25 protein-coding genes are annotated in these 24,040 nt (G+C 68.3%); 10 read left to right on the top strand and 15 right to left on the bottom strand.

What is annotated here, in order from left to right:
- Positions 1 to 115: 115 nt before the first annotated feature.
- The 4 genes from SB816_RS25770 to SB816_RS25785 form a co-directional block, all read right to left on the bottom strand.
- Positions 116 to 460, bottom strand: coding sequence for a hypothetical protein (locus SB816_RS25770; RefSeq protein WP_116793503.1), 345 nt, complete (start codon positions 458 to 460; stop codon positions 116 to 118).
- Between the two features lie 67 nt (positions 461 to 527).
- Positions 528 to 1,754, bottom strand: coding sequence for a hypothetical protein (locus SB816_RS25775; RefSeq protein WP_410547717.1), 1,227 nt, complete (start codon positions 1,752 to 1,754; stop codon positions 528 to 530).
- 128 nt (positions 1,755 to 1,882) lie between these two features.
- Entirely contained in the window at positions 1,883 to 2,512 is a 630-nt protein-coding gene (locus SB816_RS25780; RefSeq protein ID WP_410547718.1) for a glutathione S-transferase family protein, read from the bottom strand.
- A gap of 101 nt (positions 2,513 to 2,613) precedes the next feature.
- Positions 2,614 to 3,231, bottom strand: a complete 618-nt coding sequence (locus SB816_RS25785) for a TetR/AcrR family transcriptional regulator (RefSeq protein WP_343718856.1) — start codon at positions 3,229 to 3,231, stop codon at positions 2,614 to 2,616.
- 134 nt (positions 3,232 to 3,365) lie between these two features.
- Between SB816_RS25785 and SB816_RS25790 the strand changes: the two genes are divergently transcribed.
- From SB816_RS25790 to SB816_RS25820, 7 genes are all read left to right on the top strand, one after another.
- Positions 3,366 to 4,436 carry an MBL fold metallo-hydrolase gene (locus SB816_RS25790; RefSeq protein ID WP_410547719.1) on the top strand — a complete coding sequence of 357 codons (1,071 nt, stop codon included), beginning with the start codon at positions 3,366 to 3,368 and terminating at the stop codon, positions 4,434 to 4,436.
- 398 nt (positions 4,437 to 4,834) lie between these two features.
- Entirely contained in the window at positions 4,835 to 6,544 is a 1,710-nt protein-coding gene (gene mqo, locus SB816_RS25795; RefSeq protein ID WP_410547720.1) for a malate dehydrogenase (quinone), read from the top strand.
- 153 nt (positions 6,545 to 6,697) lie between these two features.
- The gene (locus SB816_RS25800) at positions 6,698 to 7,678 is read left to right on the top strand and encodes a hypothetical protein (protein WP_231132884.1); all 981 of its coding nucleotides are present in this window, start codon (positions 6,698 to 6,700) and stop codon (positions 7,676 to 7,678) included.
- Positions 7,679 to 7,928: 250 nt separating this feature from the next.
- Complete coding sequence (locus SB816_RS25805) at positions 7,929 to 9,254, top strand: MFS transporter (protein ID WP_054502491.1); 1,326 nt, start codon at positions 7,929 to 7,931, stop codon at positions 9,252 to 9,254.
- Positions 9,251 to 10,270 (top strand): histone deacetylase family protein, encoded by a 1,020-nt coding sequence (locus SB816_RS25810; protein WP_410547721.1) that lies wholly within the window; start codon positions 9,251 to 9,253, stop codon positions 10,268 to 10,270. Before SB816_RS25805 ends, SB816_RS25810 begins: the two co-directional genes overlap by 4 nt.
- 64 nt (positions 10,271 to 10,334) lie before the next feature.
- Entirely contained in the window at positions 10,335 to 11,306 is a 972-nt protein-coding gene (locus tag SB816_RS25815) for a LysR family transcriptional regulator (protein WP_410547722.1), read from the top strand.
- Between the two features lie 92 nt (positions 11,307 to 11,398).
- Complete coding sequence (locus tag SB816_RS25820; protein ID WP_054502494.1) at positions 11,399 to 12,025, top strand: glutathione S-transferase family protein; 627 nt, start codon at positions 11,399 to 11,401, stop codon at positions 12,023 to 12,025.
- 96 nt (positions 12,026 to 12,121) lie between these two features.
- On the opposite strand, the gene SB816_RS25825 is transcribed toward SB816_RS25820, so the two are convergent.
- On the bottom strand, positions 12,122 to 12,589 hold the full coding sequence (locus tag SB816_RS25825; protein WP_054502495.1) for a DUF6389 family protein: 468 nt from the start codon (positions 12,587 to 12,589) through the stop codon (positions 12,122 to 12,124).
- A gap of 78 nt (positions 12,590 to 12,667) precedes the next feature.
- Between SB816_RS25825 and SB816_RS25830 the strand changes: the two genes are divergently transcribed.
- The 3 genes from SB816_RS25830 to SB816_RS25840 all read left to right on the top strand — a co-directional run bounded on the left by SB816_RS25830 (position 12,668) and on the right by SB816_RS25840 (position 15,034).
- Complete coding sequence (locus SB816_RS25830) at positions 12,668 to 13,198, top strand: GbsR/MarR family transcriptional regulator (protein WP_054502496.1); 531 nt, start codon at positions 12,668 to 12,670, stop codon at positions 13,196 to 13,198.
- 109 nt (positions 13,199 to 13,307) lie between these two features.
- On the top strand, positions 13,308 to 14,564 hold the full coding sequence (locus tag SB816_RS25835) for an SDR family oxidoreductase (RefSeq protein ID WP_410547723.1): 1,257 nt from the start codon (positions 13,308 to 13,310) through the stop codon (positions 14,562 to 14,564).
- Positions 14,561 to 15,034, top strand: coding sequence for a DUF2269 family protein (locus SB816_RS25840; protein ID WP_047990784.1), 474 nt, complete (start codon positions 14,561 to 14,563; stop codon positions 15,032 to 15,034). Before SB816_RS25835 ends, SB816_RS25840 begins: the two co-directional genes overlap by 4 nt.
- An 89-nt stretch (positions 15,035 to 15,123) precedes the next feature.
- On the opposite strand, the gene SB816_RS25845 is transcribed toward SB816_RS25840, so the two are convergent.
- The 10 genes from SB816_RS25845 to SB816_RS25890 all read right to left on the bottom strand — a co-directional run bounded on the left by SB816_RS25845 (position 15,124) and on the right by SB816_RS25890 (position 23,872).
- Positions 15,124 to 16,104, bottom strand: coding sequence for a Bug family tripartite tricarboxylate transporter substrate binding protein (locus SB816_RS25845; RefSeq protein ID WP_410547724.1), 981 nt, complete (start codon positions 16,102 to 16,104; stop codon positions 15,124 to 15,126).
- 99 nt (positions 16,105 to 16,203) lie between these two features.
- Positions 16,204 to 17,004, bottom strand: a complete 801-nt coding sequence (gene hpaH / locus SB816_RS25850) for a 2-oxo-hept-4-ene-1,7-dioate hydratase (protein WP_269873975.1) — start codon at positions 17,002 to 17,004, stop codon at positions 16,204 to 16,206.
- A 49-nt stretch (positions 17,005 to 17,053) separates the two neighbouring features.
- On the bottom strand, positions 17,054 to 17,461 hold the full coding sequence (locus SB816_RS25855; protein WP_254603903.1) for a nuclear transport factor 2 family protein: 408 nt from the start codon (positions 17,459 to 17,461) through the stop codon (positions 17,054 to 17,056).
- Between the two features lie 19 nt (positions 17,462 to 17,480).
- A complete protein-coding gene (locus SB816_RS25860; RefSeq protein ID WP_410547725.1) occupies positions 17,481 to 18,707 on the bottom strand; it encodes an NAD(P)/FAD-dependent oxidoreductase in 1,227 nt (408 codons plus the stop codon).
- Positions 18,704 to 19,024: a non-heme iron oxygenase ferredoxin subunit gene (locus SB816_RS25865; protein ID WP_049073688.1), complete on the bottom strand. Its 321-nt coding sequence runs from the start codon at positions 19,022 to 19,024 to the stop codon at positions 18,704 to 18,706. The genes SB816_RS25860 and SB816_RS25865 overlap by 4 nt, the downstream gene beginning before the upstream one ends.
- Positions 19,025 to 19,026: 2 nt before the next feature.
- A complete protein-coding gene (locus tag SB816_RS25870; RefSeq protein ID WP_175189378.1) occupies positions 19,027 to 20,295 on the bottom strand; it encodes an aromatic ring-hydroxylating dioxygenase subunit alpha in 1,269 nt (422 codons plus the stop codon).
- A gap of 22 nt (positions 20,296 to 20,317) precedes the next feature.
- Entirely contained in the window at positions 20,318 to 20,809 is a 492-nt protein-coding gene (locus SB816_RS25875) for an aromatic-ring-hydroxylating dioxygenase subunit beta (protein WP_410547726.1), read from the bottom strand.
- Between the two features lie 28 nt (positions 20,810 to 20,837).
- Positions 20,838 to 21,938 carry a cupin domain-containing protein gene (locus SB816_RS25880; RefSeq protein WP_175167825.1) on the bottom strand — a complete coding sequence of 367 codons (1,101 nt, stop codon included), beginning with the start codon at positions 21,936 to 21,938 and terminating at the stop codon, positions 20,838 to 20,840.
- A gap of 67 nt (positions 21,939 to 22,005) precedes the next feature.
- Positions 22,006 to 23,004: an ornithine cyclodeaminase family protein gene (locus SB816_RS25885; protein ID WP_410547727.1), complete on the bottom strand. Its 999-nt coding sequence runs from the start codon at positions 23,002 to 23,004 to the stop codon at positions 22,006 to 22,008.
- A 16-nt stretch (positions 23,005 to 23,020) separates the two neighbouring features.
- Entirely contained in the window at positions 23,021 to 23,872 is an 852-nt protein-coding gene (locus SB816_RS25890; RefSeq protein WP_175167827.1) for a fumarylacetoacetate hydrolase family protein, read from the bottom strand.
- Positions 23,873 to 24,040 lie beyond the last annotated feature (168 nt).

Genomic DNA, 24,040 nt, shown 5'->3' on the forward strand with positions numbered 1-24,040 from the left:
CCTGCGCAGGTTGTGTGCCCATTGCCAAAGCGTGTTGATAGGTCAGGCTCCGTATTCAGGTAAGGACGCTGGTCACGCTTCCGGGTGGATACCCAGTGCGGCGAGAGTCCGTATATTAGCCGGCGCTCCTGGCGGTCGCCGGTCGCGCTACGGCACTCAGCCCGGATGGAACTTGTACAGCGCATGCCAGAAAACCCGCTGCCAGCGCGAGATGGATGGCAATCCCCTGCCGGCCTTGCAGGATCGACGCGGGCCGTCTTGCGCGGATCACCCAGGCGAGCAAGCCGGAATGCGCCAGCAGCAGGCCGACCGGCCACAGCGCCAGGTAAAGCAGCACCCCGAGCGGGTCGGGGCCATAGCCGTCGCCATGGCGCGGCGCTTCATAGACGGCGGCGGTGATTGCCCAAACCGCGAGCGTCAGCAGGCTCACAATGAAACTTATCCGGTAGTACAGAAACAAGGGATCCCCTTTGTTTTTGTGAAAGCGTCATCGCTCCGGTCATCGCGCTCATGCAAGCGTTCTCGACTCAATTTCCCAGCAGCCGCACCGTCTGCGGGTTGTAGCCGGCATAGGCGCCGGCGCCGCAGGCGACGACCGCTCGCGCTTGCGGCGGCACGCCGGTGGCGCGCACGGCCAGCTCGCCGCCACGCAGCCGGAATTCCCGGAACCGCTCCGCGGCCACCGAGCCATCCGGCAGGAAATACAGCCGCACCCGTGGCAGCCCCTTGTCCGGATCCGCCTGGCTCGCGGCGCTGAAAGTGGGCACCACCGCCCTCGCCTCTTGCCAGCGCGAGGGATCTTCCAGCGTCTGCCAGCGCACGCGCAGCGGCTGTTCCAGGTCCAGCATGGCCGGGCTCCCGCCCCGTCCCGGGTCGCAGGGTTCGCCGGCCTGGCTGCGCGCTGCCTGGCCGCCCAGGTCCAGCGTCTGGCCATTGATTTCCAGGCGGGCGATTGCCTGCGTCGTGTAGTTGTCGAGGCTGACTATCGTCAGTCCCGGGGGGCGCGCGGCTGTCATGGCCTCCTCGGTCGTGCCGGCAAAGCGCTCGATGGTCGGCGCGACCTCGACGTGGTCGGCGTAATGGAAGTACTGATAGATCAGCAGCGCCGCCTCGCCGTAGGCGAATGCCGGCAGCAGCTTGTCCAGATCGGGCGCGGGCAGGCGCCGCAGAGGCAGGGAATCGCCGGCATTGCCATCCTGCGAGGAATACGCATAGCGCTCGATGTCTGGCTTCAGGTGCGCGCCGGCGTAGGGAAAGGTGCCAGCCGCCACCAGGTTCGCGCCGGGATAGCGGCGAAAGCGCGAGAACCGGTCGTTTTGCGCCGAAGCGGGTTCCATGTAAGGCGAGCCGCCGCCATCGTTCGAAGATGCGGCGCGATAGTCCAGCCAGAGCGTGCGGCCGCTGAAGTTGACGTGGTTTTCAGTGATGGCCGGGTTGGCATCGCGGAAACGGTCGGCGCCCGCCCGGCGCACGGTGTCGTCCACCGGCACGATCAGCAGCGCCAGCAGCGAGGGCAGGAACAGCAACGCGTGGACCCGGCCGGGCACCTTGCCGCGATCCCGCACCAGGTACGCGACCCAGGTCAGCGCCAATACGATGGCCAGCGGGCCGCCGTACAGAATGCCGTACGACAGCAGCGCCGCCATGCCCCAGCCGAGGTTGTCGCTGAAGACGGCGAGCAGGCCAAGCGAGGCCAGCAGCGTCGCCAGCGCGAACGACACGATGATGCCAAACAGATAGTTCGTGATTTTCAATCGATCAGGCCTCGTCGGACTGCCCTGGGATGGGCGGCGGGGTCTTGGGGATGCGGCCCCGGCAACGATAACAGAGGCCCGGATCTTGCCACGACGAACCCCTCTAAGGCGTGCCGCGGCCGGCCAGGTCAGGCCGGGGCGGCGCGTCCATCGGGCCAGGGATCGGCCCATGCCGGCAGGCGCGCCAGGCCATCGAGCCATTGCACGATGTTCGGGAACGGCGCCATCGGCATGGTGGATGTTCGCCAGTACGCCGCCATCGACGCGAGTTGGAAGTCGGCGATCGTCAGCCGGCCGCACGCGACGTGGTCGCGCCGCTGCAGATGCGCGTCCAGCACCGCCGCGTACCGGTTGAAATCCTTGCCCTTGCCCGCCAGTTGGCTCTCGTCCGGCGGCCCGATGCCGAAGGTGGGTTTGACGATGTGCTCGAAGTAGTACGGCGACACCGCCTGTGCCCAGTGGCAATCGTTCCACGACAGCCAGCGCAGCACCTCGATCTGTTCCCGCGCATCGGTCGGCCACATGTCCGAGCCGGCCTTGACGCACAGGTAGGCCATGATCGCCGACGATTCCCACAGCCGGTAATCGCCGTCCACCAGGGCCGGCGCCTTCATGTTGGGATTGATGGCGGCGTAGTCGGGTCGTCGCAGCGCGCCCGCCATCAGGTCCATCTCGACGAGTTCGGCCTCGATACCCAGGTGCTTGACCAGGGCCAGAACACGCCGTGGCGCCTGCGCCTGGATCCAATAGATCTGCATGGGTTGCTCCTCGGGGTGTCGATAGGGTCACGACTTGCGAAACACCATACCCACGCGGCCGGCCTGGCGTCAAAGGACGTTGCATTGGGACACGGCCAACTTCATTCTCCGCGCCCGTAGCACCCCAGGAACATCGCCACCGCCGAATCCACCACCCGATCGCGCTCGGCCGCGCCAAGCGGCGGCTGCCCCAGCGTGACCTGCGGCCAGAAGGCGAAGCTTTTGATCAGCCCCTGCAATTGCTGGCCGGCGAATTCCGGGTCGACGTCGGCCAGGCGGCCGTCGGCGATGGCGCCGCGGATCCAGGCGGTTTCGCCGCCCTCCTTCGCGCCCATGCGGCAGACGATGGCCTGGGCCCGTTCCGGCGTGTGGATGATCTCGGCCATGGCGACGCGCGCCAGGTCGATGAAGTTGGGGTCGCCCAGCAATTCCAGCTTGCGCATCAGCAGGTGTCGCAACTGCGTAGCCAGCGGCTGGTCGGCGCGATAGGTCACGCCGGCGTTGGCGACGCTGCGGTTCCACAGGTGTTCCAGCATCAGCCCGAACAGCTCGTCCTTGCTGGGAAAGTGGTTGTAGACAGTGCGCTTGGACACGCCGGCGGCGGCGGCGATGCGGTCCATGCTGGTGGCCTCGTAGCCCGCCGTGCGGAATTCCTCCACGGCGGCGCTGAGGATGGCCTCGCGCTTCCTGTCGGTAAGCCGCTGTGGAGCTTCTGCCATGGGAACGTCCTAAGGAAAAGATAGCGAAAATTTTACACTCTGCGGTGTACTTTCAAGGAAAACGAAATTACACTGATCAGTATACTTTTTGACGGACGCCCTGTCCGTTCCCCCTTCCCCGCCAGGACTCCGCCGTGACTCCCTCGACGCCCGACGCTTCCCCCAACCCGCCGTCCGGCCCCGCCGGCCCGACGCATCATCGTGACGGCCGATTCCACAACTCCCGGCCGCGCCCGTCGCTCGGATTCTGGCAGGGCCTCAAGCTCACCTGGGCCTTCCTGTTCGGCAAGCCGGCCGGCACGGTGCCCGACCAGCCGATTCCGGTGCGGCCGCTGACCCGCGCCGACCTGGGCGCGGCGCCCGACCGCAGCCTGTTCCGGTTGGGGCATTCGACGCTGCTGCTGAAACTGCGCGGCCGCTTCTGGCTCACCGACCCGGTGTTCTCGAAACGCGCCTCGCCGGTGCAATGGGCCGGCCCGGCGCGTTTCCATGCGCCGCCCGTCGACCTGGACGACCTGCCGCCGATCGCCGGCGTGATCCTGTCCCACAATCACTACGACCACCTCGACCGTGCCGCCGTGACCCGGCTGGCCGCGCGCACGGGCCGCTTCATCGCGCCGCTGGGCGTGGGCGACCAGTTGATCGCCTGGGGCATCGACCCCGCCAAGGTCGAGCAACTGGACTGGTGGCAATCCACCGAAGTCGACGGACTGCGCCTGGCCGCCACGCCGGCCCAGCATTTCTCGGGCCGGGGGCTGACCGACAGCGACCGCAGCCTGTGGGCCTCGTGGGTCATCGACGACAACGGCATGCGGGTATTCTTCAGCGGCGACAGCGGCTACTTCGACGGCTTCAAGGCCATCGGCGACGCGTACGGCCCGTTCGACCTGACATTGATGGAGACTGGCGCATACGACAAGCGCTGGGCCTTCGTGCACATGCAGCCCGAGGAAACGCTGCAGGCCCACCTGGACCTGCGCGGCCGCTGGCTGCTGCCGATCCACAATGGCACCTTCGACCTGGCCATGCACGCGTGGCAGGAACCGTTCGAGCGCATCGCCACCCTGGCCTCCGCCCATGGGGTGGCGCTGACCACTCCGGAAATGGGCGAGCGGCTGGACCTGAACGCGCCGCATGCCGGATCGCCCTGGTGGCGCCTGGCCACGGCGCGCAAACCGCTCACCAGCCAGCCCGTCGCCGGCTGACGGCCGCGGGCCGAGCCGCCCAAGGCGCACCGGCCCGGCGCCACGAACGCGTGGCGCCAATGCGTTTACAATCATGGCGCAATGCGTATTGCGCCAAAGCCAATGCCCGCGACCCGGGTATTGCGGCCAGACGAAGCCGCTTCGTCTAGTCTTGGGCCTGCACGCAAGACCTGACACGGGCTCCCGCCCCAGGGATACCCGGCCGCTTGGCCGGGCGCCGGGGCTCGTCAGGCACCCACCCAACCCTGTTCGCAACCTCCCCCGCCCCGGCTTGCCGCCTTGGACGCGTGGATCGCTGTTTGCGTGTTTGATCGCCCCGGAGGTGCCCACGCCCCTTTTTCTCCGTAGTGCCTACAACGACAACAACATAATCCTTTGAACCGTAAGGTCTAATACCCATGAGAAAGTTTCTCAAAATCGTGGGCAGCCTGGTGGTGACGGTGGTGGTCGCGGCCGCCCTGTTCCTGTACTGGCCCCTGCATCAACGTTCGGTCCCGGCAGCCGACAACGACAAGCCCCTGGACGCCGTGCTCGTCGGCGGCGGCATCATGAGCGTGACGCTCGCCACCTACCTGCAGGAATTGCAGCCGGACTGGCGCGTCGAACTGTTCGAACGGCTGGACGGCGTGGCGCTGGAAAGCTCCAACGGCTGGAACAATGCGGGCACCGGCCACTCGGGTTTCGCCGAGCTGAACTACACCCCCGAGATGCCCGACGGTTCGGTCGACATCAAGCGGGCCATCAACATCGCCGAGCAGTTCGAGATCTCGCGCCAGTTCTGGGCGCACCAGGTCAAGACCGGCCGCCTCGGCCAGCCGTCGGACTTCATCAACCCGACCGGCCACATGAGCTTCGTCTGGGGCGATGACCGCATCGAATACCTGCGCAAGCGCCGCGATGCCCTGGTCAAGAGCCCGCTGTTCTATGGCATGGAATATTCCACCGACCCGGCGCGGATCCGCCAGTGGGCGCCGCTGCTGATGGAAGGCCGCGACGCCAGCCAGAAGGTCGCCGCCACCTACATGCCGCTGGGCACCGACGTGAACTTCGGCGTCATCACCAACCAGTTGACCCAGGGCCTGCAGCGCAACCCCAACTTCAAGCTGCAACTGCGGCATGAGGTCACCGCGTTGCGCCAGAACGGCGACAAGACCTGGAACGTCACGGTCAAGGACCTGAAGACCAACCAGGAGCGCACGGTGAAGTCGCGCTTCGTCTTCATCGGCGCGGGCGGCGCCTCGCTCAAGGTGCTGCAGTTGTCCGGCATTCCCGAATCGAAGAACTACGCAGGCTTCCCGGTGGGCGGCCAGTTCCTGGCCTTCGACGCGCCGGCCATCGCCGGCCGCCACGAGGTCAAGGCCTACGGCATGGCCGATACCGATTCGCCGCCGATGTCGGTGCCGCACCTGGATGCGCGCAAGCTCGACGGCAAGCCGGTGGTGCTGTTCGGCCCGTTCGCGCTGGCCACGACCAAGTTCCTCAAGCAGGGCTCGGCCTTCGACCTGTTCTCGTCGGTCAACCACAACAACGTCGCCAGCATGGTGGACGTGGGGCTGGAGAACCTGGACCTGGTCAAGTACCTGGTGGACCAGGCGCAACTGACCGACGCCGACCGCCACGCCCAGTTGCTCAAGTACTTCCCGCAGGCCAAGCCCGAAGACTGGCGCCTGGTGACGGCCGGTGAACGCGTGCAGGTCATCAAGCGCGATCCGGAGAAAGGCGCGATCCTGCAGTTCGGCACCGAAGTCGTGACCGACAAGGACAACACCATCGCCGCCCTGCTGGGCGCTTCGCCCGGCGCCTCGACCTCGCCGCCCATCATGCTGAACCTGCTGGCCAAGGCCTTCCCGCAGCAGATGGAAGCGGGCTGGAAGGCGCGCCTGAAGGAGATCATTCCGTCGTACGGCCAGAAGCTCAACGACAGTCCGGCGCTGACCAACCAGATCCGCGCCATGACGAGCCAGGTGCTGCACCTGCCGTACGTGGAAGTGCCGGTGCAGGATGCCGCGCCCGCCGCGCCGGCCGTGACGCCGGTGGCGCCCGCCGCCCGGGAGCCAGGCGCGCCGGCGCCAGGCCGCAATGCCAACACGGAAATGCAGGCGCTGTAAGGCCCGCCCCGCCCTCCCTCGCCGGAGGGCTTTTTTTGCTCGCGATGCGGCTTGCGGGCACGCCCGCAAGCCGCATCGCGGCCGCGCTTTTACGCTACGCCGTCGCGGCGGATCGCCGGCGTCATTGTGCTAAGGTGCCCCATCGGCAACCCGATGATGACAAGCACAATGCGCCATCCCCTGATCCGCCCGCGCACGCCCTGCGCGGCCGTCCTGTTGTCGCTGTCCCTGGCCGCCATGGCCGGCCCGTCGCAGGCCCGCACGATCTACAACGACAAGGGCTTGCGGGTCGAAGAAACCGACATCGGCTTCCAGGACTACCTGGAAGGCAGGCGGCGCAACGCCAGCCAATACACCCTGGCCTACCAGCGCCAGCCGCTCTGCGGCAAGGGCGTCAAGCTGGGCGAGCGTTTCCTGCCGGCGGGCGACCCGCGCCGCGCGCGCGACTACTTCTGCGGCCCCGCCAAGCCGATCAACCCGCACGGGGTGCTGGCCTTCGTCACCCGCACCTCCGGCCACGGCAACCTGCTGTACCTGGATGTCGGCGGCGGCGATCTGCGCATCACCGACATCCCTGTGCAGAAGGAAGGCGACGGCGACAGCATCGGGGGCCTGGTGTTCCTGGACGCCGGCGAACCCGGCTGGACGCGCTACGAGAACGGCTGGTACGAGACCACGCTGATCCGCCACGAACCATTCAAGGCCGTGAGGCTGGGACCCGGCCGCCTGCTGGATATCGACAACGGCGTGGCCTTCCTGCTGGTGCCGCGCGACCAGGAGGTGCAGACCGTCAAGCCGGCCAGCCTGGGCCAGACCGCCAACGGCACGCCGGTGGTGATCGCCGCCGAGCTGCGCCAGCGGCCGACGCCCGTGCGGTTTCGCGCGGTGGACCTGGCCACTGGCCGCGAGCTGGCCAGCGTGGCCGCGGGCGATGCCTGCCTGGATGCGCCGAGCATGGATTTCTGGGGTACCGGCAGCGCTTCGTCGGCCCAGGTGCCGTATGCCGAGCTGGCCGTGTGGCGGTCGCGCAATCTGGTCTACGTGGCCGGGGCCAAGCCATCCTTGCGCCTGGCGGCGGCCAACGAACTGCGCCCGCTGGCCAATTGCCGGCGCGACTGGCAACCGGCGCGCTGAGGCGCGCCCATGCCTGCCGCCCGCTTTACCGGGCGTACGGGGCGCTCCCACGATCCCGCTGAACCGCTGCGCCAATCTCGGAGCGCGAGACGGACGCGGGCGGTTCTGCGCGCATCGTCGCTCAATACTAGGGTTTCCACTCATAAATACGCTGAATTTCGCGGATAAGAATTCAGAATTTTTCTTATGCCAGGGGCGCGCGTATAACGGTTGGCGCAGCAATCTGAACCAACCTGCAAGAGAGAAAATCATGAGGGGAAATACCAAGACGGGCCACCAGCCGGTGCGCGCGTCGACCGCCGCATTCATCGGCACGATGATCGAGTGGTACGACTTTTATATCTACGCCACCGCCGCCGCGCTGGTGTTCGGCAAACTGTTCTTTCCGTCCGCCACGGGCTTCTACGGCACGCTGGCGGCCTTCGGCACCTTTGCCGTGGGCTTTTTCGCGCGGCCGCTGGGCGGCGCCCTGTTCGGCCACATCGGCGACCGCATCGGCCGCAAGAAATCGCTGGTCATCACGCTGTTGATGATGGGCACCGTGACGGTGCTGATCGGCCTGCTGCCGACCTATGCCTCGATCGGCTTCTGGGCGCCGGTGCTGCTGGTGCTGCTGCGCATCGTCCAGGGCGTGGCGGTGGGCGGCGAATGGGGCGGCGCGGTGCTGATGGCGGGCGAACACTCGCCCGACAAGAACAAGCGCACCTTCTTCGCCTCATTCGCGCAGCTTGGCAGCCCGGCCGGCCTGATCCTGTCGATGCTGATGTTCAAACTGGTGACCGGGCTGGACGATGCCGCCTTCCTGAGCTGGGGCTGGCGCGTGCCGTTCCTGTTCTCGGCGGTGCTGCTGGTGGTGGGCTTCGTGATCCGCCTGAGCGTCAACGAGTCGCCCGACTTTCTCGAGGAGAAGCAGGCCCAGGCCAAGCGCGCCAAGCCGGCCCGGGCGCCGCTGACGCAGGTGCTGACCGGCGCGCCGCGCCTGCTGGCGTTGGCCGTGGGCGCCAACGTGCTGGGCATCGCCGGGTTCTACTTCACCAGCACCTTCATGATCGCCTACACGACCCAGTACGTCGGCCTGAACCGCGCGGTGATCCTGGACTGCCTGCTGGTGGTGTCGATCATGCAGTTCTTCATCACGCCGCTGGCGGCCTATATCGCCAGCCGCGTCGGCAATCTGCGCTTTCTGGCGACGATGGCGCTGGTGTCGGTGTTCACGCCGTACGCCATGTTCAACCTGGTGGACCTGGGTTCGCTCGGGTCGATCACGCTGGGCATCGGCGTGGCGGTACTGTTCATGGGCGCCTATTATGCGGTGATCGCCGGCTTTGTCAGCGACAGCTTCCCCACGGCGATCCGCTACACCGGGATTTCCATGGCCTACCAGTTGTCGGGCGCCATTTTCGGCGGCCTGACGCCGATGCTGGGCACGGTGCTGGCCGAGAACTTCAAGGGCCAGTGGTGGCCGCTGGCCGTGCTGTTCTCGGTGATTTCGCTGCTTTCGCTGGTATCCGTGCTGTCACTGGGCGCCTGCCGCCAGCGTCATGTCCAACTGCAACCCGAGGCTCGACAAGCATGAAGGCGTACTTCCACGACGATCAGAAACTGCATCATCCGCAGACCTATTTCTCGCGCGGCAAGATGCGCACGCCGCAGGAAGTGCCGTCGCGCCTGGACGCGCTGGCGCAGGCGGCGCGCAACCTGGGCTTCGATGTGCAGGCGCCGGCCGACCACGGCAGCGCCGCGCTCGAGGCGGTGCATACGCCCGCCTACCTGCGTTTCCTGAAGAACGCCCACGCCGACTGGAAGAAGCTGCCCGAGGATTGGGGCGACGAAGTCGTCTCCAACGTCTTCGTTCGCGAGCCCAACGCGCTGCGCGGCGTGCTGGCGCAAGCCGCCCGCTACCTGGCCGACGGCAGTTGCCCGGTGGGACCGCACACCTGGCATTCCGCCTACTGGTCGGCGCAATGCGCCATTGCCGGCGCCGACCGCATCGCGGCCGGCGACCGCCACGCCTACGCCATCTGCCGTCCGCCCGGGCACCATGCGCGCCGCGACGCGGCCGGCGGCTTCTGCTACCTGAACAACGCCGCCATCGCCGCCCAGCGCCTGCGCGACACCTACGGGCGCGTCGCCATCCTGGACACCGACATGCACCACGGCCAGGGCATCCAGGACATCTTCTACGAACGCAACGACGTGCTGTACGTGTCGATCCACGGCGACCCGGAGAATTTCTATCCGGTGGTCGCGGGTTTCGAGGACGAGCGCGGCGCGGGCGAAGGCTACGGCTACAACCTCAACCTGCCGATGCCGCACGGTTCGCCCGAGTCGGTGTTCTTCGACCGCCTGCGCGAGGCGCGCGCCGCGATCGAGCAATTCCAGCCGGACGCGCTGGTGCTGTCGCTGGGTTTCGACATCTTCGAGAAAGACCCGCAAGCCATGGTGGCGGTGTCGGAAGACGGCTTCGAACGGCTCGGACGCGAAGTTGCCGCACTCAAGCTGCCGACCTTGATCGTGCAGGAAGGCGGCTACTATATCGAGGGCTTGGAATCGAACGCCGCGCGCTTCTTCGCGGGGCTGGCCGGAACCTGAACATGGAACCGGCATGGCGGACGGAAACCGGCCTTGTCCTTTCGCCGGAATCCGCCACGCCGCCATGTGCCCTGCCCCCGCCCGCCCTGCCAACAGCCTGTCGCTCGCGCCCGAGCGCATGGACTGGAACCTGCTGCGCACCTTCATGTTCGTGGTGCAGGCGCGCGGCGTGGGCCGGGCGGCGCAGGCGCTGCACCTGAGCCAGCCCGCGGTCAGCCAGGCGCTTAAACGACTCGAGGACGCGGTGGGCGGCATGCTGCTGCACCGCCGCAACGGCGAGTTTCGCCTGACCGGCCTGGGCGAGGAGATCTACGCCGTGGCCCGCGACATGTACGGCGCCATGGCGCGCATCGAGACCGCCGCCTCGCAGGAGCGCGAGGAGGTCGCGGGCACGCTGCGGCTGCTGGTCATGAGCCGAATCCAAAGCGCGGCCTACGACGACTTCCTGGCCGACTTCCACCAGCGTCATCCCAGGATCGAATTCCACATCGAGGTGCTGCCCAGCGCCGACATCCTCGACGCCCTGTCCAAGCGCGTGCCGGCGCTGGGCCTGTGCCTGTGCCGCAAGCCGGTCGAGGCGCTGGAGCGCCGGTTGTTCCTGCGCCACCACTACGCGGTGGTCTGCGGCCGGCGCCATCCGCTGTTCTCGCGGCCGCGGGTGGGCATCGAAGACCTGATGGACCAGAACTTCGTCTGTTTCGCCAGCGACCAGATCGGCGACACGCTGTCGCCGCTGACCATCTTCCGCGACCAGCAGGGCTTCACCGGCCGCATCGTCGGCACCTCGCCGCACATCGAGGAGGTGCGGCGCATGGTGGTGGCCGGGATCGGCCTGAGCTTCCTGCCCGAGCACCTGATCGTGCCGGACGTGGTGAGCGGAGAATTGCGGCGCCTGCCGCCCAACGAGAGCGTGGCCGAGATCGACGTGTTCCTGACCTGGCACCGGCAGCGCAAGCTGAGCGCGGCCGAGACGGCCTACCTGGAGGCGTTCGAGCGCTTCCTGGCGCGCACGCCCCTGGCGGCCCGCGCCCGCTGAGCGGGCGCTACCTCCCATAGGCGGCGCCGGCGGTTATGGCGATAATGACCCCTTGCGCTTTGCCACCCGTCACCACCGCTCAAGAGGACGCCATGTCTCGTTGGACCTTCTACACCGCGCCGGGCACCTGTGCCCTGGCCACCCACATCGCCTTGCAGGAAGCCGGCGCCGAGTTCGACGTCGTCAAGCTGGATTTCGGCGCGGGGCAGCAGCAAAGCCCGGAATTCCTGCGCGTCAATCCCAAGGGGCGGGTGCCGGCGCTGGCCACCGAGCATGGCGTGCTGACCGAAACGCCGGCCCTGCTTGCCTTCGTGGCGCAGCGCTTCCCGGCGGCGGGGCTGGCGCCGCTGGACGACCCGTTTGCGTTCGCCCGCCTGCAGGAACTGAACAGCTACCTGGCGTCCACCGCCCATGTGGCGCACGCGCACAAGCGGCGCGGCGCGCGCTGGGCCGACGACCCGGCGGCGCACGAAGCCATGCGCGCCAAGGTGCCGGAAACCATGACGGCCGTGGCCGCGTACCTGGAATCGCAGATCGCCGGGCCCTGGGCGCTGGGCGATCGCTTCAGCGTGGCCGACGCCTATCTCTACACCATCGGCACCTGGCTGGAGGGCGACGGCGTGGACATGGCGCGCTTTCCGGCGCTGACCGCCTACCTGGCGCGGGTCGCGGCGCGGCCGGCGGTGCAGCGCGCCCTGGCACAGGCCAAGGCCGAATAAGGCGCGCCCGACCAAGCCGGGTTCGAGCAAGTCGGGGTCGAACAAGGGCGTCTGAATAAGAAGCGTCCCGACAAGACTCGCGGCGCGCGGGCCGGCTCAGCGCTGGGCCGGCGCCGCGTCCGCCGACAGGCTGCGCGGCGTGGTCGTGCCGTAGTCCTCGTCCGCATAGATGCAGGCCGGCAGCGGTGAAACCGCCCGGCCGCCCCGCTCCCACAAGGCCTCGATCCAGTCGGCCGCGGTGTCGGCGATGACGTCCTGCACGCAGAAGCCGGGATCGCGCCCGAACATCGGCACCGGCGGCGTCAGGCCGGTTTCGCCGTGCACCACGTCAAACAGGTTGCGGTGGCCTTCGATGGCCTTGTTCAGCACGTACAGGTCGGGCCCGTCCAGGCCGATGACCACGGAGAACGTGCCCTCGCCGTCCTGGTCGGGGAAGATGCCGAACTGGATCTCGCGCGCCTTTTCCGGCAGGCGCGGAAACAGGCCGGCCAGCACGCGCAGGGCGGCGTCGGAGTGGGCATCGAGTTCACGCCGCAAGGCAATTTGGTAATCGTGTTGGTTCATGCCGCGAGCTTAGCGGATCACGGATATTTCTGTTATTTCTGTCTTGACAGAAATAACAGAAATATCTATAGTGGCCCCATGAAACTGACTCCGATCGCCGAACGCTTCATCCTCCATTGGGGCGAAATGGGTTCACGCTGGGGCGTGAACCGCACCGTGGCGCAGATCCATGCCCTGCTCTACCTGCTGGGCCGGCCTGTGCCCGCCGAGGAAATCGCCGAGACGCTGGGCGTGGCGCGCTCGAACGTCAGCAACAGCCTCAAGGAACTGCAGGCCTGGCGCCTGGCCAAGGTGGTGCACGTCATGGACGACCGCCGCGACCATTTCGAAACCTCCACCGACATCTGGGAGCTTTTCAAGCTGATCGTCGAGGGCCGGCGCCAGCGCGAGATCGATCCCACGCTGACCATGCTGCGCGACACGCTGGCCAGCCCCGAGATGGCCGACGAGACCCCGCTCACCGCCCAGCGCGTGCGCGAGACGCTGGATTTCCTGGAGATTCTCACCACCTGGTCGGACGAAATGCTGCGCATGAAGCCCGACACTTTGATGAAGACGCTTGGCATGGGCGCCAAGATCAGCAAGACAATGCGGCGCACCAAGGGTTGACGACGTGGCGGGACCTCGATCCCGCCTTTTTTTGTCCACATATTTCTGTCTATACAGAAATATCAGAAATTAAAGAATCGATGATGCAGACTCACGGAGGGCGGAATCCATGAACATCCTGGTATGCGGCGCGAACGGTTTCATCGGCCGGGCGTTGGGCGAGGCCCTGGCGCGCGATGGCCACCGGGTGCTCAGGGGCGTGCGCCAGCCCCGGCGGCAGGACGAGATCGCCGTGGACTACCTCTCCGACACGACACCCGAAGACTGGGTGGACCGGTTGCGCGGCATCCACGTCGTCATCAACGCGGTTGGCATCCTGGTCGAAGGCGGCGGCCGCGATTTCGACCGCATCCATCGCCGCGCGCCGATCGCGCTGTTCGACGCCGCGGCCCTGGCCGGCGTCAGGCAGGTGCTGCAACTGTCGGCGTTGGGCGCACAGCGCGGCGATACCCCCTACTTCCAGAGCAAGCGCGCGGCCGACGACCATTTGCGCACCCTGCCGGTCGCGCATCACATCCTGCGGCCGGCGTTGGTCTATGGCGAGCATGGCGCGTCAGCGCGTTTTTTCCGCGCCGTGGCGTCGTTGCCCTTGCACGTCCTGCCCGCCGGCGGGCGACAGGCGTTGCGGCCGATCCACGTCGACGAACTGGCCGAAATCGTTGTCCGGCTGGTGCACGGCGCGGCGGACGCCCCGGCGGTGCTGGACCTGGCGGGCGGCACCGAAGTCAGCTTCAAGCGCATGCTGGCGACCTACCGTCAATCGCTGGGGTTCCCCGCCGCGTGGACCCTCGCCGTGCCCGGCGCGCTGATCAGCGCCAGCGCCCTGCTGCTCGATCGCGTGCCCGGTTCGCTGCTGACGCGCGACACCTGGCGCATGCTGCGCGCGGGCAACAGCGCCGACCCGTCGGCCACGGCGCGGGCGCTGGGACGGATGCCGGCGGGGCTGGAGACCTTCATCCCCGCCGCCGAGGCGCCTGCGTTGCGTCAGCAGGCCCTGGCGGCCTGGCGGCCCGCGCTGCTGCGCGGCGCGCTGGCGCTGATCTGGCTCTGGACCGCCGTGTGCAGCGCCTTCGTCTATCCGGTGGAGGGAAGCCTGGCGCTGCTGGCGCCGGTCGGCCTGCACGGATCGGCGGCCCTGGCGGCCCTCTACCTGGCCGCGGCGCTGGACGGCGCGCTGGGCATCGCCACCCTGTGGCGGCCCGGACGGCGGCTATGGGCCGCGCAACTCGCGCTGGTGCTCGGGTACTCCGCGGTGATCGCCATCGCGCTGCCGGAATTCCTGTGGCATCCCTTCGGTCCGCTGCTGAAAAACGCCGCCGTCATCGCGCTCCTGTTCATTCTGCTCAGCGAGGAAACCCAATCATGAACGCCTATCTCACGATCAAGACCCTGCACATCCTGTCGTCCGTCCTGCTGGTGGGAACCGGTTTCGGCACCGCGTTCTACCTGTTCTTCGCCAACCGCACCGGCTCGGTGCCGGCCATCGCGGCGGTCTCGAAGCTGGTGGTGCGGGCCGACCTGTGGTTCACCACGCCCGCCGTGGTGGCGCAGCCGCTGACCGGATTGTGGCTGGCGCATGCCGCCGGCTGGAACTGGACCACGCCGTGGATCGCCGTGTCGATCGGGCTATACCTGTTGGCCGGCGCCTGCTGGCTGCCGGTGGTGTGGCTGCAGTACGAAATGGCGAAGATGGCGGACGGCGCCCACGCGGCCGGCGCCGTGGCGCTGCCGGCGCGCTACTGGCGCTTCGCGCGCTATTGGGAATGGCTGGGTTACCCGGCGTTCCTGGCGATGGTGGCGGTGTATTTCCTGATGGTGCTCAAGCCAGCGCTATAGGCGCCGGGCAATCCGGCCCCAGCGGCTGGCCCTGCCCCACCCCTGTGGCGAGACCCGCGCCGGGCCGGCGCGGATCACGCGCGCCGGGTTCAGTCGATGGCGGCGCCGGCCGTCTTCACGACCTTGCCGAGCCGCGTGTACTCCTGGGCGCCGAATTCAGCCAGCGACTGACGCGTGGTCGGCGACGGGATCGCGCCGCGCGATTCCAGCGCCTGCTTGATCTCGGGACGCGCCAGGGCGCGCCCCACGGCGGCGTTGAGCTTGTCGAGGATCGCGGTTGGCGTGCCCTTGGGCGCATAGAGCCCGTCCCAGGCGAAAAACTCGTAGCCTTTGACGCCGGCCTCGCTCATGGTCGGGATATCCGGATTCGAGCGCACCCGTTCCGGCGTGGTCACGCCCAGCGCGCGCAGCTTGCCCGCCGCGATCTGGCCCGACACGTTCGGCATGACGTCGATCAGTAGCGAAACGCGGCCGCCCAGCAGGTCCGTCATGGCTGCGCTGCCGCCCTTGTACGGGATGTGCATGATCCTGACCCCCGCCATCTGGTTCAGCAGCTCACAGGCCAGGTGCGATGAGGTGCCGTTGCCGGCCGAGCCACAGGTCAGTTCGCCTGGATGCGACTTGGCGTAGGCCAGCAGTTGCGCCAGCGACTTGAAGCGCTCGTCGCTGGCATTGACCACCAGCGCCGCCGCGATCACGGTAAAGCGCGAGACCGGCTCGAAGTCACCCGGCGCATAGCCCGGCGACTTGTACAGCCAGTGATTGGTCGCCTGGGTGCCGTTGGTGCCGTACGACAGCGTGTAGCCGTCGGGATTGGCGCGCGCCACGATGGCGGTGCCGATGTTGCCGCCCGCGCCAGGCCGGTTCTCAATGATGATGGACTGCCCGAGTTCGCGCGACAGTGGCTCGGCCACCAGCCGGGCCAGGGTATCGCCGCCGCCGCCGGCGGCGAACGGCACCACCAGCGTGATGGCGTGGCTGGGCCAGGCGGCCGATTGCGCCGAGGCGGGATTCGCGGCCAGCGACAGGCAGGCGGCCGCGAGGCAGAGCGAGGTCTTGATGAGGGTCATGGTTTGTCTCCTTGGGGGTCGGGACCGCGCGCCCATTGGTTTTGGTGTGGCGGGCGCGCGGGGCAAATCTCGGATCGGTCGGTGACAGGCCTCCGGTGGTCAGGCGAAGCGGCAACTGACCGCGCCGAGCCGGCCGTAGTCCACGTGAAAGGTGTCGCCCCGCTGGGCAAACACGGGCCGCGTGAATGAGCCGCTCAAAATGATCTGGCCGGCTTCGAGCGCCACGTCATGGGTGGCCAGCTTGTTGGCCAGCCACACCACGCCGTTGGCGGGATGGTTGAGCACGCCCGCCGCCAGGCCGGTTTCCTCGATCACGGCGTTGCGCGACATCATGGCGCCGACCCAGCGCAGGTCCACCTCGCCGACCCGCACCGGCCGGCCGCCCATCACCACGCCGGCGTTGGCGGCGTTGTCGGCGATGGTGTCGAAGACCTTGCGCGGCCGCTTGCTGTCGGGGTCGATCTGGTGCGAACGCGCGTCGATGATTTCAAGCGCGGGAATCACGTAGCGCACCGCGTCCAGCACGTCGAACAGCGTCACGCCCGGCCCCTTGAGCCGGCGCTCCAGGATGAAGGCCAGCTCGACCTCGACCCGGGGCACGATGAAGCGGTCGTGGGGGATCTCGGCGCCGTCGTCGAACAGCATGTCGTCCAGCAAGGCGCCGTAGTCGGGCTCGTCGATCTGCGAGGACAGTTGCATGGCGCGCGAGGTCAGGCCGATCTTGTGGCCGACCAGCCGGCGGCCGCCGGCGATCTTGGCCTCCACCCATTCGCGCTGGATGGCGTAGGCGTCGGCGATGGTGATGTCGGGATGTTCGAGCGAGAGCTGGCGCACCTGGGTACGGCTGCGTTCGGCCTGGTCCAGTCGCTGGGCCAGCGCCTTGATGGTCGCGGCGTCCATGGAGGTTCCTTGGGGTGTCATGGGATTTTCCGGCAGGGTTTGGGGAATGTCATTCGGGCGGCAGATGGCGCCGGCTGCGCTTTTCCGCCAGCAGCCAGTCCTGGCCGCTGGCAACCAGCCGGTCCTGGCAGTCGCGGATGGCAACCAGGCGCGGCGCCCCGCCCTGCACTTGCGGATCGCTGTCGTAGGCGGTGAGGAAATAGCCGACCCTGGCCTGCGACCCGCTGTGTTCGAGCAGGCGCAGGTTGGTGATGACGTGGCAGGTGGTGCGCTGCGGCGCGCGCGCCTCCAGGGCCGCCAGCACCTCGCGCGGCCCGGTCAGCAGTTGGCCCTGGCGCAGCCAGGTGCCATCTGGCGCCATCAGCGCGGCGGCGGCCTCGTGGCGTCGGGTGTCCAGCGCGTGGAAAAAGGTCAGGACGACCGCCTCGCAGGCGGCCTTGGCGTATTCGGTCTGCATTCGGTTCTCCATCAGGGTGTCAGTCGATCCGGGCGCTGGACAACGGCGCGTCGGCGCGCGCCAGTTGCGCGGGGTCCACCTGGGTGCCTTGCGCGATCCACTGGCGCAACTGACGCAGTTCGCGCGCCGCGTTCACCGCCACGGCGCCGATGACGCGGCCGCCATCGTCCAGCGCCACCGACAGCAGCGCCCGCGCGTCCGCCTGGGGCCGCAGCACTTCGCGGGCGGCGCGCGCCGGAAAGCCGGCGATCTGCACCATGGCGTCGTACTGTTCCGACCAGACCGCGCCGCTGGGCTGGTAAGGCTGGCCGGCATCCAGCGCCGACAGCGCCGCCGCCGCGCCCTGGTCCTGGGCGTTCTGCCAGGATTCGAGGCGGATGGGGCCGCCGCCGGCGGGCGCGGCCACCGCCACGTCGCCGGCGGCCAGCACATCGGGCGCCGACGTGCGGCAGTATTCATCGACCAGCACGCCGCGCTCGCAGGCGACGCCGGCCTCGCGCGCCAGGGCGTCGTTGGCCTGCATGCCCACGCCCAGCACCACGGCGTCCGCTTCCAGTCGGCTGCCGTCCGCCAGCTCGACGACGCAGCCGCCTTCGGGGCGCGCATGCACCGCGCGCAGGCTGGCATTCAAGCGCAGCGCCACCCCCTGCCCGGCATGCAGCGCCGCCAGATGGGCCGAGACGCCAGGCGGCACGCTGCGGGCGCACAGGCGCGGCGCCTGCTCCAGCACCGTGGTGGCGCAGCCCGCCTGGCGAGCGGTGGCGGCCACTTCCAGGCCGATCCAGCCGCCGCCGGCAATGACGATGCGGCGGCCGGGGCCCAGGCGGGCCCGCAGGCGCAGGGCATCGTCGCGGGTGCGCAGCACATGCACGGCCGCGGCGTCGGCGCCGGGCAAGGCCGGCACGATGGGACGGCCACCGGTGCACAGGATCAGTTTGTCGTAGCTGAGCGTGGCGCCGTCGGACGTCTCGACCTGATGGCGCTCGGGCCACAGCCGCGTTGCCGCGACGCCGGGCCGGAAGGTGATATCCAGTTCGGCCAGCCGTTCCAGGGAAAACAGCTCGGTGCTTTCAGGCGCCGCCTGGCCGCCCAGCACCGCCTTGCTCAAGGGGGGCCGCTCGTAGGGCGCGTGCGGTTCATCGCCCAGCAGCACGATGCGGCCGGCGTAGCCGCGGCCGCGCAGCGTGGCCGCCGCCCAGCCGCCCGCCTGCCCCGCGCCGACGATGACGATGGCGCCCGCTTTCACGGGGCCTCCGCGCTCAAATAGATGGTGCCGGCCTCGACCCGCACCGCGTAGCGGCGCAGGTCGGTGGTGACGGGCGGGCATTGGGGCTTGCCGCTACGGATGTCGAACACGCCCTGGTGCAAGGGGCATTCGATGGTGCCGTCTTCCATATAGCCGTCGGCCAGGCTGGCGTTGCCGTGCGGACAGCGGTCCTGGGTGGCGCAGATATCGCCCTGCAGGTCGTAAAGGCAGACCGCCTCGCCATCCAGCGCGACGCGCAGCGTGCCAGTGTCGGGAGAGATGTCGCCCACCTGGGCGACCGGGGTCCAGGTCGTCATGGTCACAGCCCCATCGCGTTGCGGTAGTAGTCGTAGAACGAGCGGATCAGCACTTCGGTCACCATGTAGTCGGCCGGCTCGGTGTCGCGGCCGCCCATCTCGACGATGCCGCGCGCCTCGGGGTAGCCGGTGACGCCGATCTGCACCTGGTTCAGCATCTCGCTGTCGTCCATCGAGACGAAGCCGGCCGGGCCGAGCAGGTTGGCGTGCTTCAGGCGCAGGCGGGTCATTTCCTCGTCATCGTCCTCGTAGCCGTAGTAGGTGAAGACGAGTTCATGCTCGGTCGGGCTGCGCGGGATCACGTGGCGGGTCTTGAGCGAATTGGCCTGGATGCCGAACTGGGCGGCCGGAAAGACCCAGGCGCCGCCGACCCGGCCGCGGTTGAATTCCGCGCGCGGGGTGACGGTTTCCAGGTCGAGCAGCTCCAGGTCGTCGCGGAAGCGGCTCATCTCGCTGGTGGCCTCGGTCTTCTTCTTGCCCTCGTTGTGCGACACCATCACGCTGTGGGCGCCGCCGCCGGTGGGAATGCACTCGGACTTGGAATCCGCGCGCCACAGGCCGAAGGTGATGTAGAAGGTGTGCAGCAAGGTGGCGTGGTACGGGTCCTTCAGGTTCTCCAGGTACATCTTCCAGTTGCTGGGGATGAGCTGGCGGCTGTAGCCCAGCAGCTTGAGCTTCTTGCCCGGCAGCATGTGGTCGATCTCGGCCAGCACCTCGGGGCCGCAGTAGTCCTCGAAACTAGGCGCATCGTCGGCGAACGTCGCCCAGATCGAGCCGCCGCGGTTGACACTGCGCAGCTTGCGGATGCCGTTCTGCCTGGGGTCGAAGTCGCGCGGCATGCCGCCCTTGCCCATGGCGCCGCGGCGGAACGGGACGCCCTGCAGGTTGCCGTCCAGGTCGTAGTTCCACTGGTGGTATGGGCAGGTGAAGTCGGTCACCTTGCCGGTGTTCTGCCAGCAGATCTGGGCGCCGCGGTGGGCGCAGCGGTTCTCCAGCACGTTGATCTCGCCGCTTTCGGTGCGCACCATGATGACCGGGCGGTTGCCGATCCAGTTGCGCTTGTAGCAGCCAGTCTCGGGCACTTCGCACTCCAGGCCGACGTAGTTCCAGGTGCGACCCCCGAAGAAGACGTCCATTTCCTTCTGGAAGATGGCGGGGTCGGTGTAGACCCAGTTGGGAATGCGCGTGTAGCCCTCCTTGGGCCAGCGGCGCTCGATATGGATGGGGGCCGCGGCGGGAGTTTCCAGCACGGCGGAATCGGAACAGGTCATGGCGGGTTTCCTGGCAGCGGGATCAGAGGGGAACGATGAGCGAGGTGCGCACGCGGTAGTTGTCGTAGACGCAGTCGCGGCGGGCCAGCAGCGGGCCTTGCGGCGTCAGGCGCAGCTCGTCCAGGTAGCGGCCCACCATGTTCAGCGTGGGCTCGCGGTCGGACAGCGACTCCATCACGGCGAAGTTGGCCTGGGCCACGATGCGCTCGCCCTGCGCCTGGATGACGCGCACGCCGCTGATGAAGTGGCGCAGCGAGCGCGGTTCGAACATGGTGGTTTCGCGCAGCGCGGTGACGCGGTCGCGCAGCATGTTCTTGTTCATGCAATAGATCAGGCCGAGCGGCAGGCCGGCGTCGTGGTTCTCGCGCGACAGCACGCGGTAGTGGCAGTCCTCGGTGAAGAAGTCGGGCCATTCCTCCAGCCGGTCTTCGTCCAGGCAGTAGGCGTAGTCGTCGTAGAAATCGCGCAGGCGGGCGCGCAGCGAGGTGTCTTCGGGCAATTGGATCTGGGTCATGGGAGTTTCCGGGATGCGAGCGGCGCGCTCAGGACGCGGCGGCCAGTTGCGCCAGGTTGCTTTCGAAGCCGCCCTGGCTGCCGAGCGCCAGGATCGGTTCCTGCATGCGCTCCTGCCAGATCAGGGATTCCATGGCGATCTGCAGGGGGTGGTCCTGCACCGTCAGGGCCGAGGTGGTCTCGGTGCCCGAGTGGTGCGAATGCATGGCCCAGCCGGGCGCCGACAGGATCAGGTCGCCGGCCTTCCAGTCCAGCCGCACGCCGTTGACCTTGCTGTAGCCGTTGCCGCGCAGGTAGTAGTTGATGGCCGACGAACTGTGGCGGTGCGGCACGTGGTGGTTGTCCGGCGGCGACGATGAAATCGTGGCGAAGAAGCTGTGGGTGGTGCCGATGCGGCGTTCGGTGGCCGGGTTGTACAGCACGAACAGGCGCCGGCCGTTGTAGCCGCGCGCCATGTCCTCGACACTGGGCAGGTGGCGCGAGACCGCCGCCCAGGGCCAGTGCAGCGCCTTCGATTCGAGCACGTCGATGTCGATCAGCCACTCGTAGCCCATCAGCCAGGCGCCTTCCGGCGTGATCTGTTCGCGCAGCGCCAGGTCACGCGCGCGCACCGACTCGGGCGAGCGGGCGGGCGCCGGGCGGGTGTTGGCGTCGGCCGGCGGCACGTCGCCCTCGAATTCCTCGACGTAGTGGATCTCCAGCTTTTCCAGCAGCGGCGCGTTCGAGTACGACAGCCGCACCCAGGGCGTCTGGCCGTCATTGCGGTACGAATGCACCTGCATCGCAGGCGTGTTCCACACGTCCCAGCGGCTCACCGCGATTTCGCGGCCGGCCACCGTGGCCACGCCCTCGCCGCTGATACAGATCTCCAGCATGTTGGAGTTCTTGCGCAGGTTGAAGGTACGTTCGCCGGGGTTGACGACGTTGATGGTGACGTCCGTGCCAGGGGCCAGGCCCAGACCTGGCGCGGTCGCCAGCGGATGGGCGATGAGCGAGGCGCGGCGGCCGTTGGCGGGGCGCGGCGCGTCGATCAGGCGGGCGATCTCCAGGTCGATCTCCTCCTTGGGGATCACGATCGATGGCCATTTGTTCTGCTCGCGGGGCGCGGCCCCGCTGACGTCGATGAACATGTCTATCTCCTGTGGCCGGCGGGCGGTGCGCGCCGGCGTCATGGTGCTTTGAAGGGGGTAATCGAAATCAGGGCTGCGCCAGCAGCAGGTTCTCGCGGGTCTGCGGCGGCAGGGCGACGCCCAGCCCGTGATCGCGGGCGTGCTCGTACGCCACCTGCGCCATCGCCAGGTCCGACAGGCCCATGCCCATGCCCTTGAACAGCGTCAGCCGCGCATCCGGCGCGCGGGTCTCGCCGCGCGCCAGCAGGTCGCCCAGCACCGCCACGCCGTCCCACGGCGCGCCGTCCGCGCCATAGCGTTCGCGCAGTTCGCGCGAGCCACGCCGGGCGTTTTCCAGGTCGTCCACCACCACGCGGTCGGCGCGCTCGAACACGTCCTGGGCGAACTCGGCCTTGGCCGGCAGGATCGCGCCCACGGCGTTCAGGTGGCGGCAGTCGGCCAGCCGGGCCGCGTCGACGAAGGGCTCGACGGCGCGGGTGATCAGCGTCACGATCTCGGCGCCGTCCAGCGCGTGTTCCAGCGTGGGCGATTCCTCGATGGCGAAGGCGTACTTGCCGGCCACCGCCTCGACAAAAGCGCGGCGCTTTGCCGGGGTCGGACTGTGGATCCGTACGCGTTGCAGCGGGCGCACCGCGGCCAGCGCCGCCAGTTGTGTCACGGCCTGCGGCCCGGTGCCGATCAGCGCGGCCTGCGTCGCGCTCTCGGGCGCCAGGGCGCGGGTGGCCACGCCGCTGATGGCGGCGGTGCGCAACATGCCCAGCGCGCGCGCTTCGATCACCGCCCGCAACAGGCCGGTGTCGGCGTCGAACAGGCTGAACAGCGACCCGCCGCCCGCCTTGGTGTGGACCCAGGTTTTAAAACCGGCATAGCCGCCGGGGCCGGGCCGCACCGAGCCCAATGCATGCATCGAGCTGCCGTCGCCCCAGGTGGCCAGCGCCTTGGGCACGTTGCGCGCGCCCTCCTTCGCCTGCGCCACCAGCATGCGCTGCAGCGCGTCGATGGCGCGCGGGATGGTCAGCGCCGCCACCACGTCTTTTTCGGTGAGATACCGCAATGCCTCGGTCATGCCTGTGTCCTTCGTGTCATTGGGGGTGGACGGGTTCGTCCGCCACCGTGTTGCGCAGCGTGCCGACGCCCGGCACCTCGATCTCCAGCGTGTCGCCAGCCGCCAGGAAGCGCGGCGGCTGGCGGCTGGAGCCGACGCCTTCGGGCGTGCCGGTGGCGATCACGTCGCCGGGGGCCAGCGGCGTGAAGGCGCTGATGTAGGCGATCAGTTCTGGAATGGGGAAGATCAGGTCGGCCAGCTCGCCCTGCTGCACGGTCTCGCCGTTCAGGCGCGTCTCGATCCGCAGGCGCGCCGGGTCGCCGATCTCGTCGGCGGTGACCAGCCAGGGGCCGATCGCGCCGCTGCGCTCGAAGTTCTTGCCGGGCGTGACCTGGGCGTTGTGCTTCTGGAAGTCGCGCACCGAGTTTTCGGCCATACAGGTGTAGCCGGCCACGTGGGCCAGGGCGTCGCGCGCCGCGATGTGACGCCCTGCCCGACCGATCACCACCGCCAGTTCGCCCTCGTAGTCGAAGCGGTCGGAGGCGCGCGGCTTCCAGACCGGCGCGCCGTGGCCGACGAAGCTGTCGGGATAGCGGGCGAACAGCGAGGGATGGCGCGGCAGCTCGCGGCCGGCCTCGGCCACATGGCGGCCGTAGTTCAGGCCGACGCAGAGGATCTTGCGCGGCGCTGGCACCGGCGGCAGCCATTGCAGGCCGGCCAGCGCAATGCCGGGGCCGTCCTGGCCGGCCGCCGCTTGCGCGATGGCCTCGATGCCCGCCGCCAGCGCAGTGGCCAGATCGGGCCAGTACCGCGTCAACGGCACGACCTCGGCGTCGCGCAGCACGCCCCAGGCCGGCTGGCCCGCATGCTCGAAGCTGATCAGCTTCATCTTGTCTCCTGTCCGTGGGCGATCTCCCTGGCATGCAATTGAGTGATGCATTGCATGCATTCGGTGGCTTTTAAGTGCCTCGACCGCTGTTTTTCCGAATTATTGCATGCAATTTTGATAAATCGCAAGGTCGGATTGTTTTTTTGATGCGCGATTGCATGCAATTTT

It is taken from the genome of Achromobacter sp. SIMBA_011 (assembly GCF_046535435.1).
In the GTDB taxonomy this organism is placed as follows: domain Bacteria; phylum Pseudomonadota; class Gammaproteobacteria; order Burkholderiales; family Burkholderiaceae_B; genus Achromobacter; species Achromobacter dolens.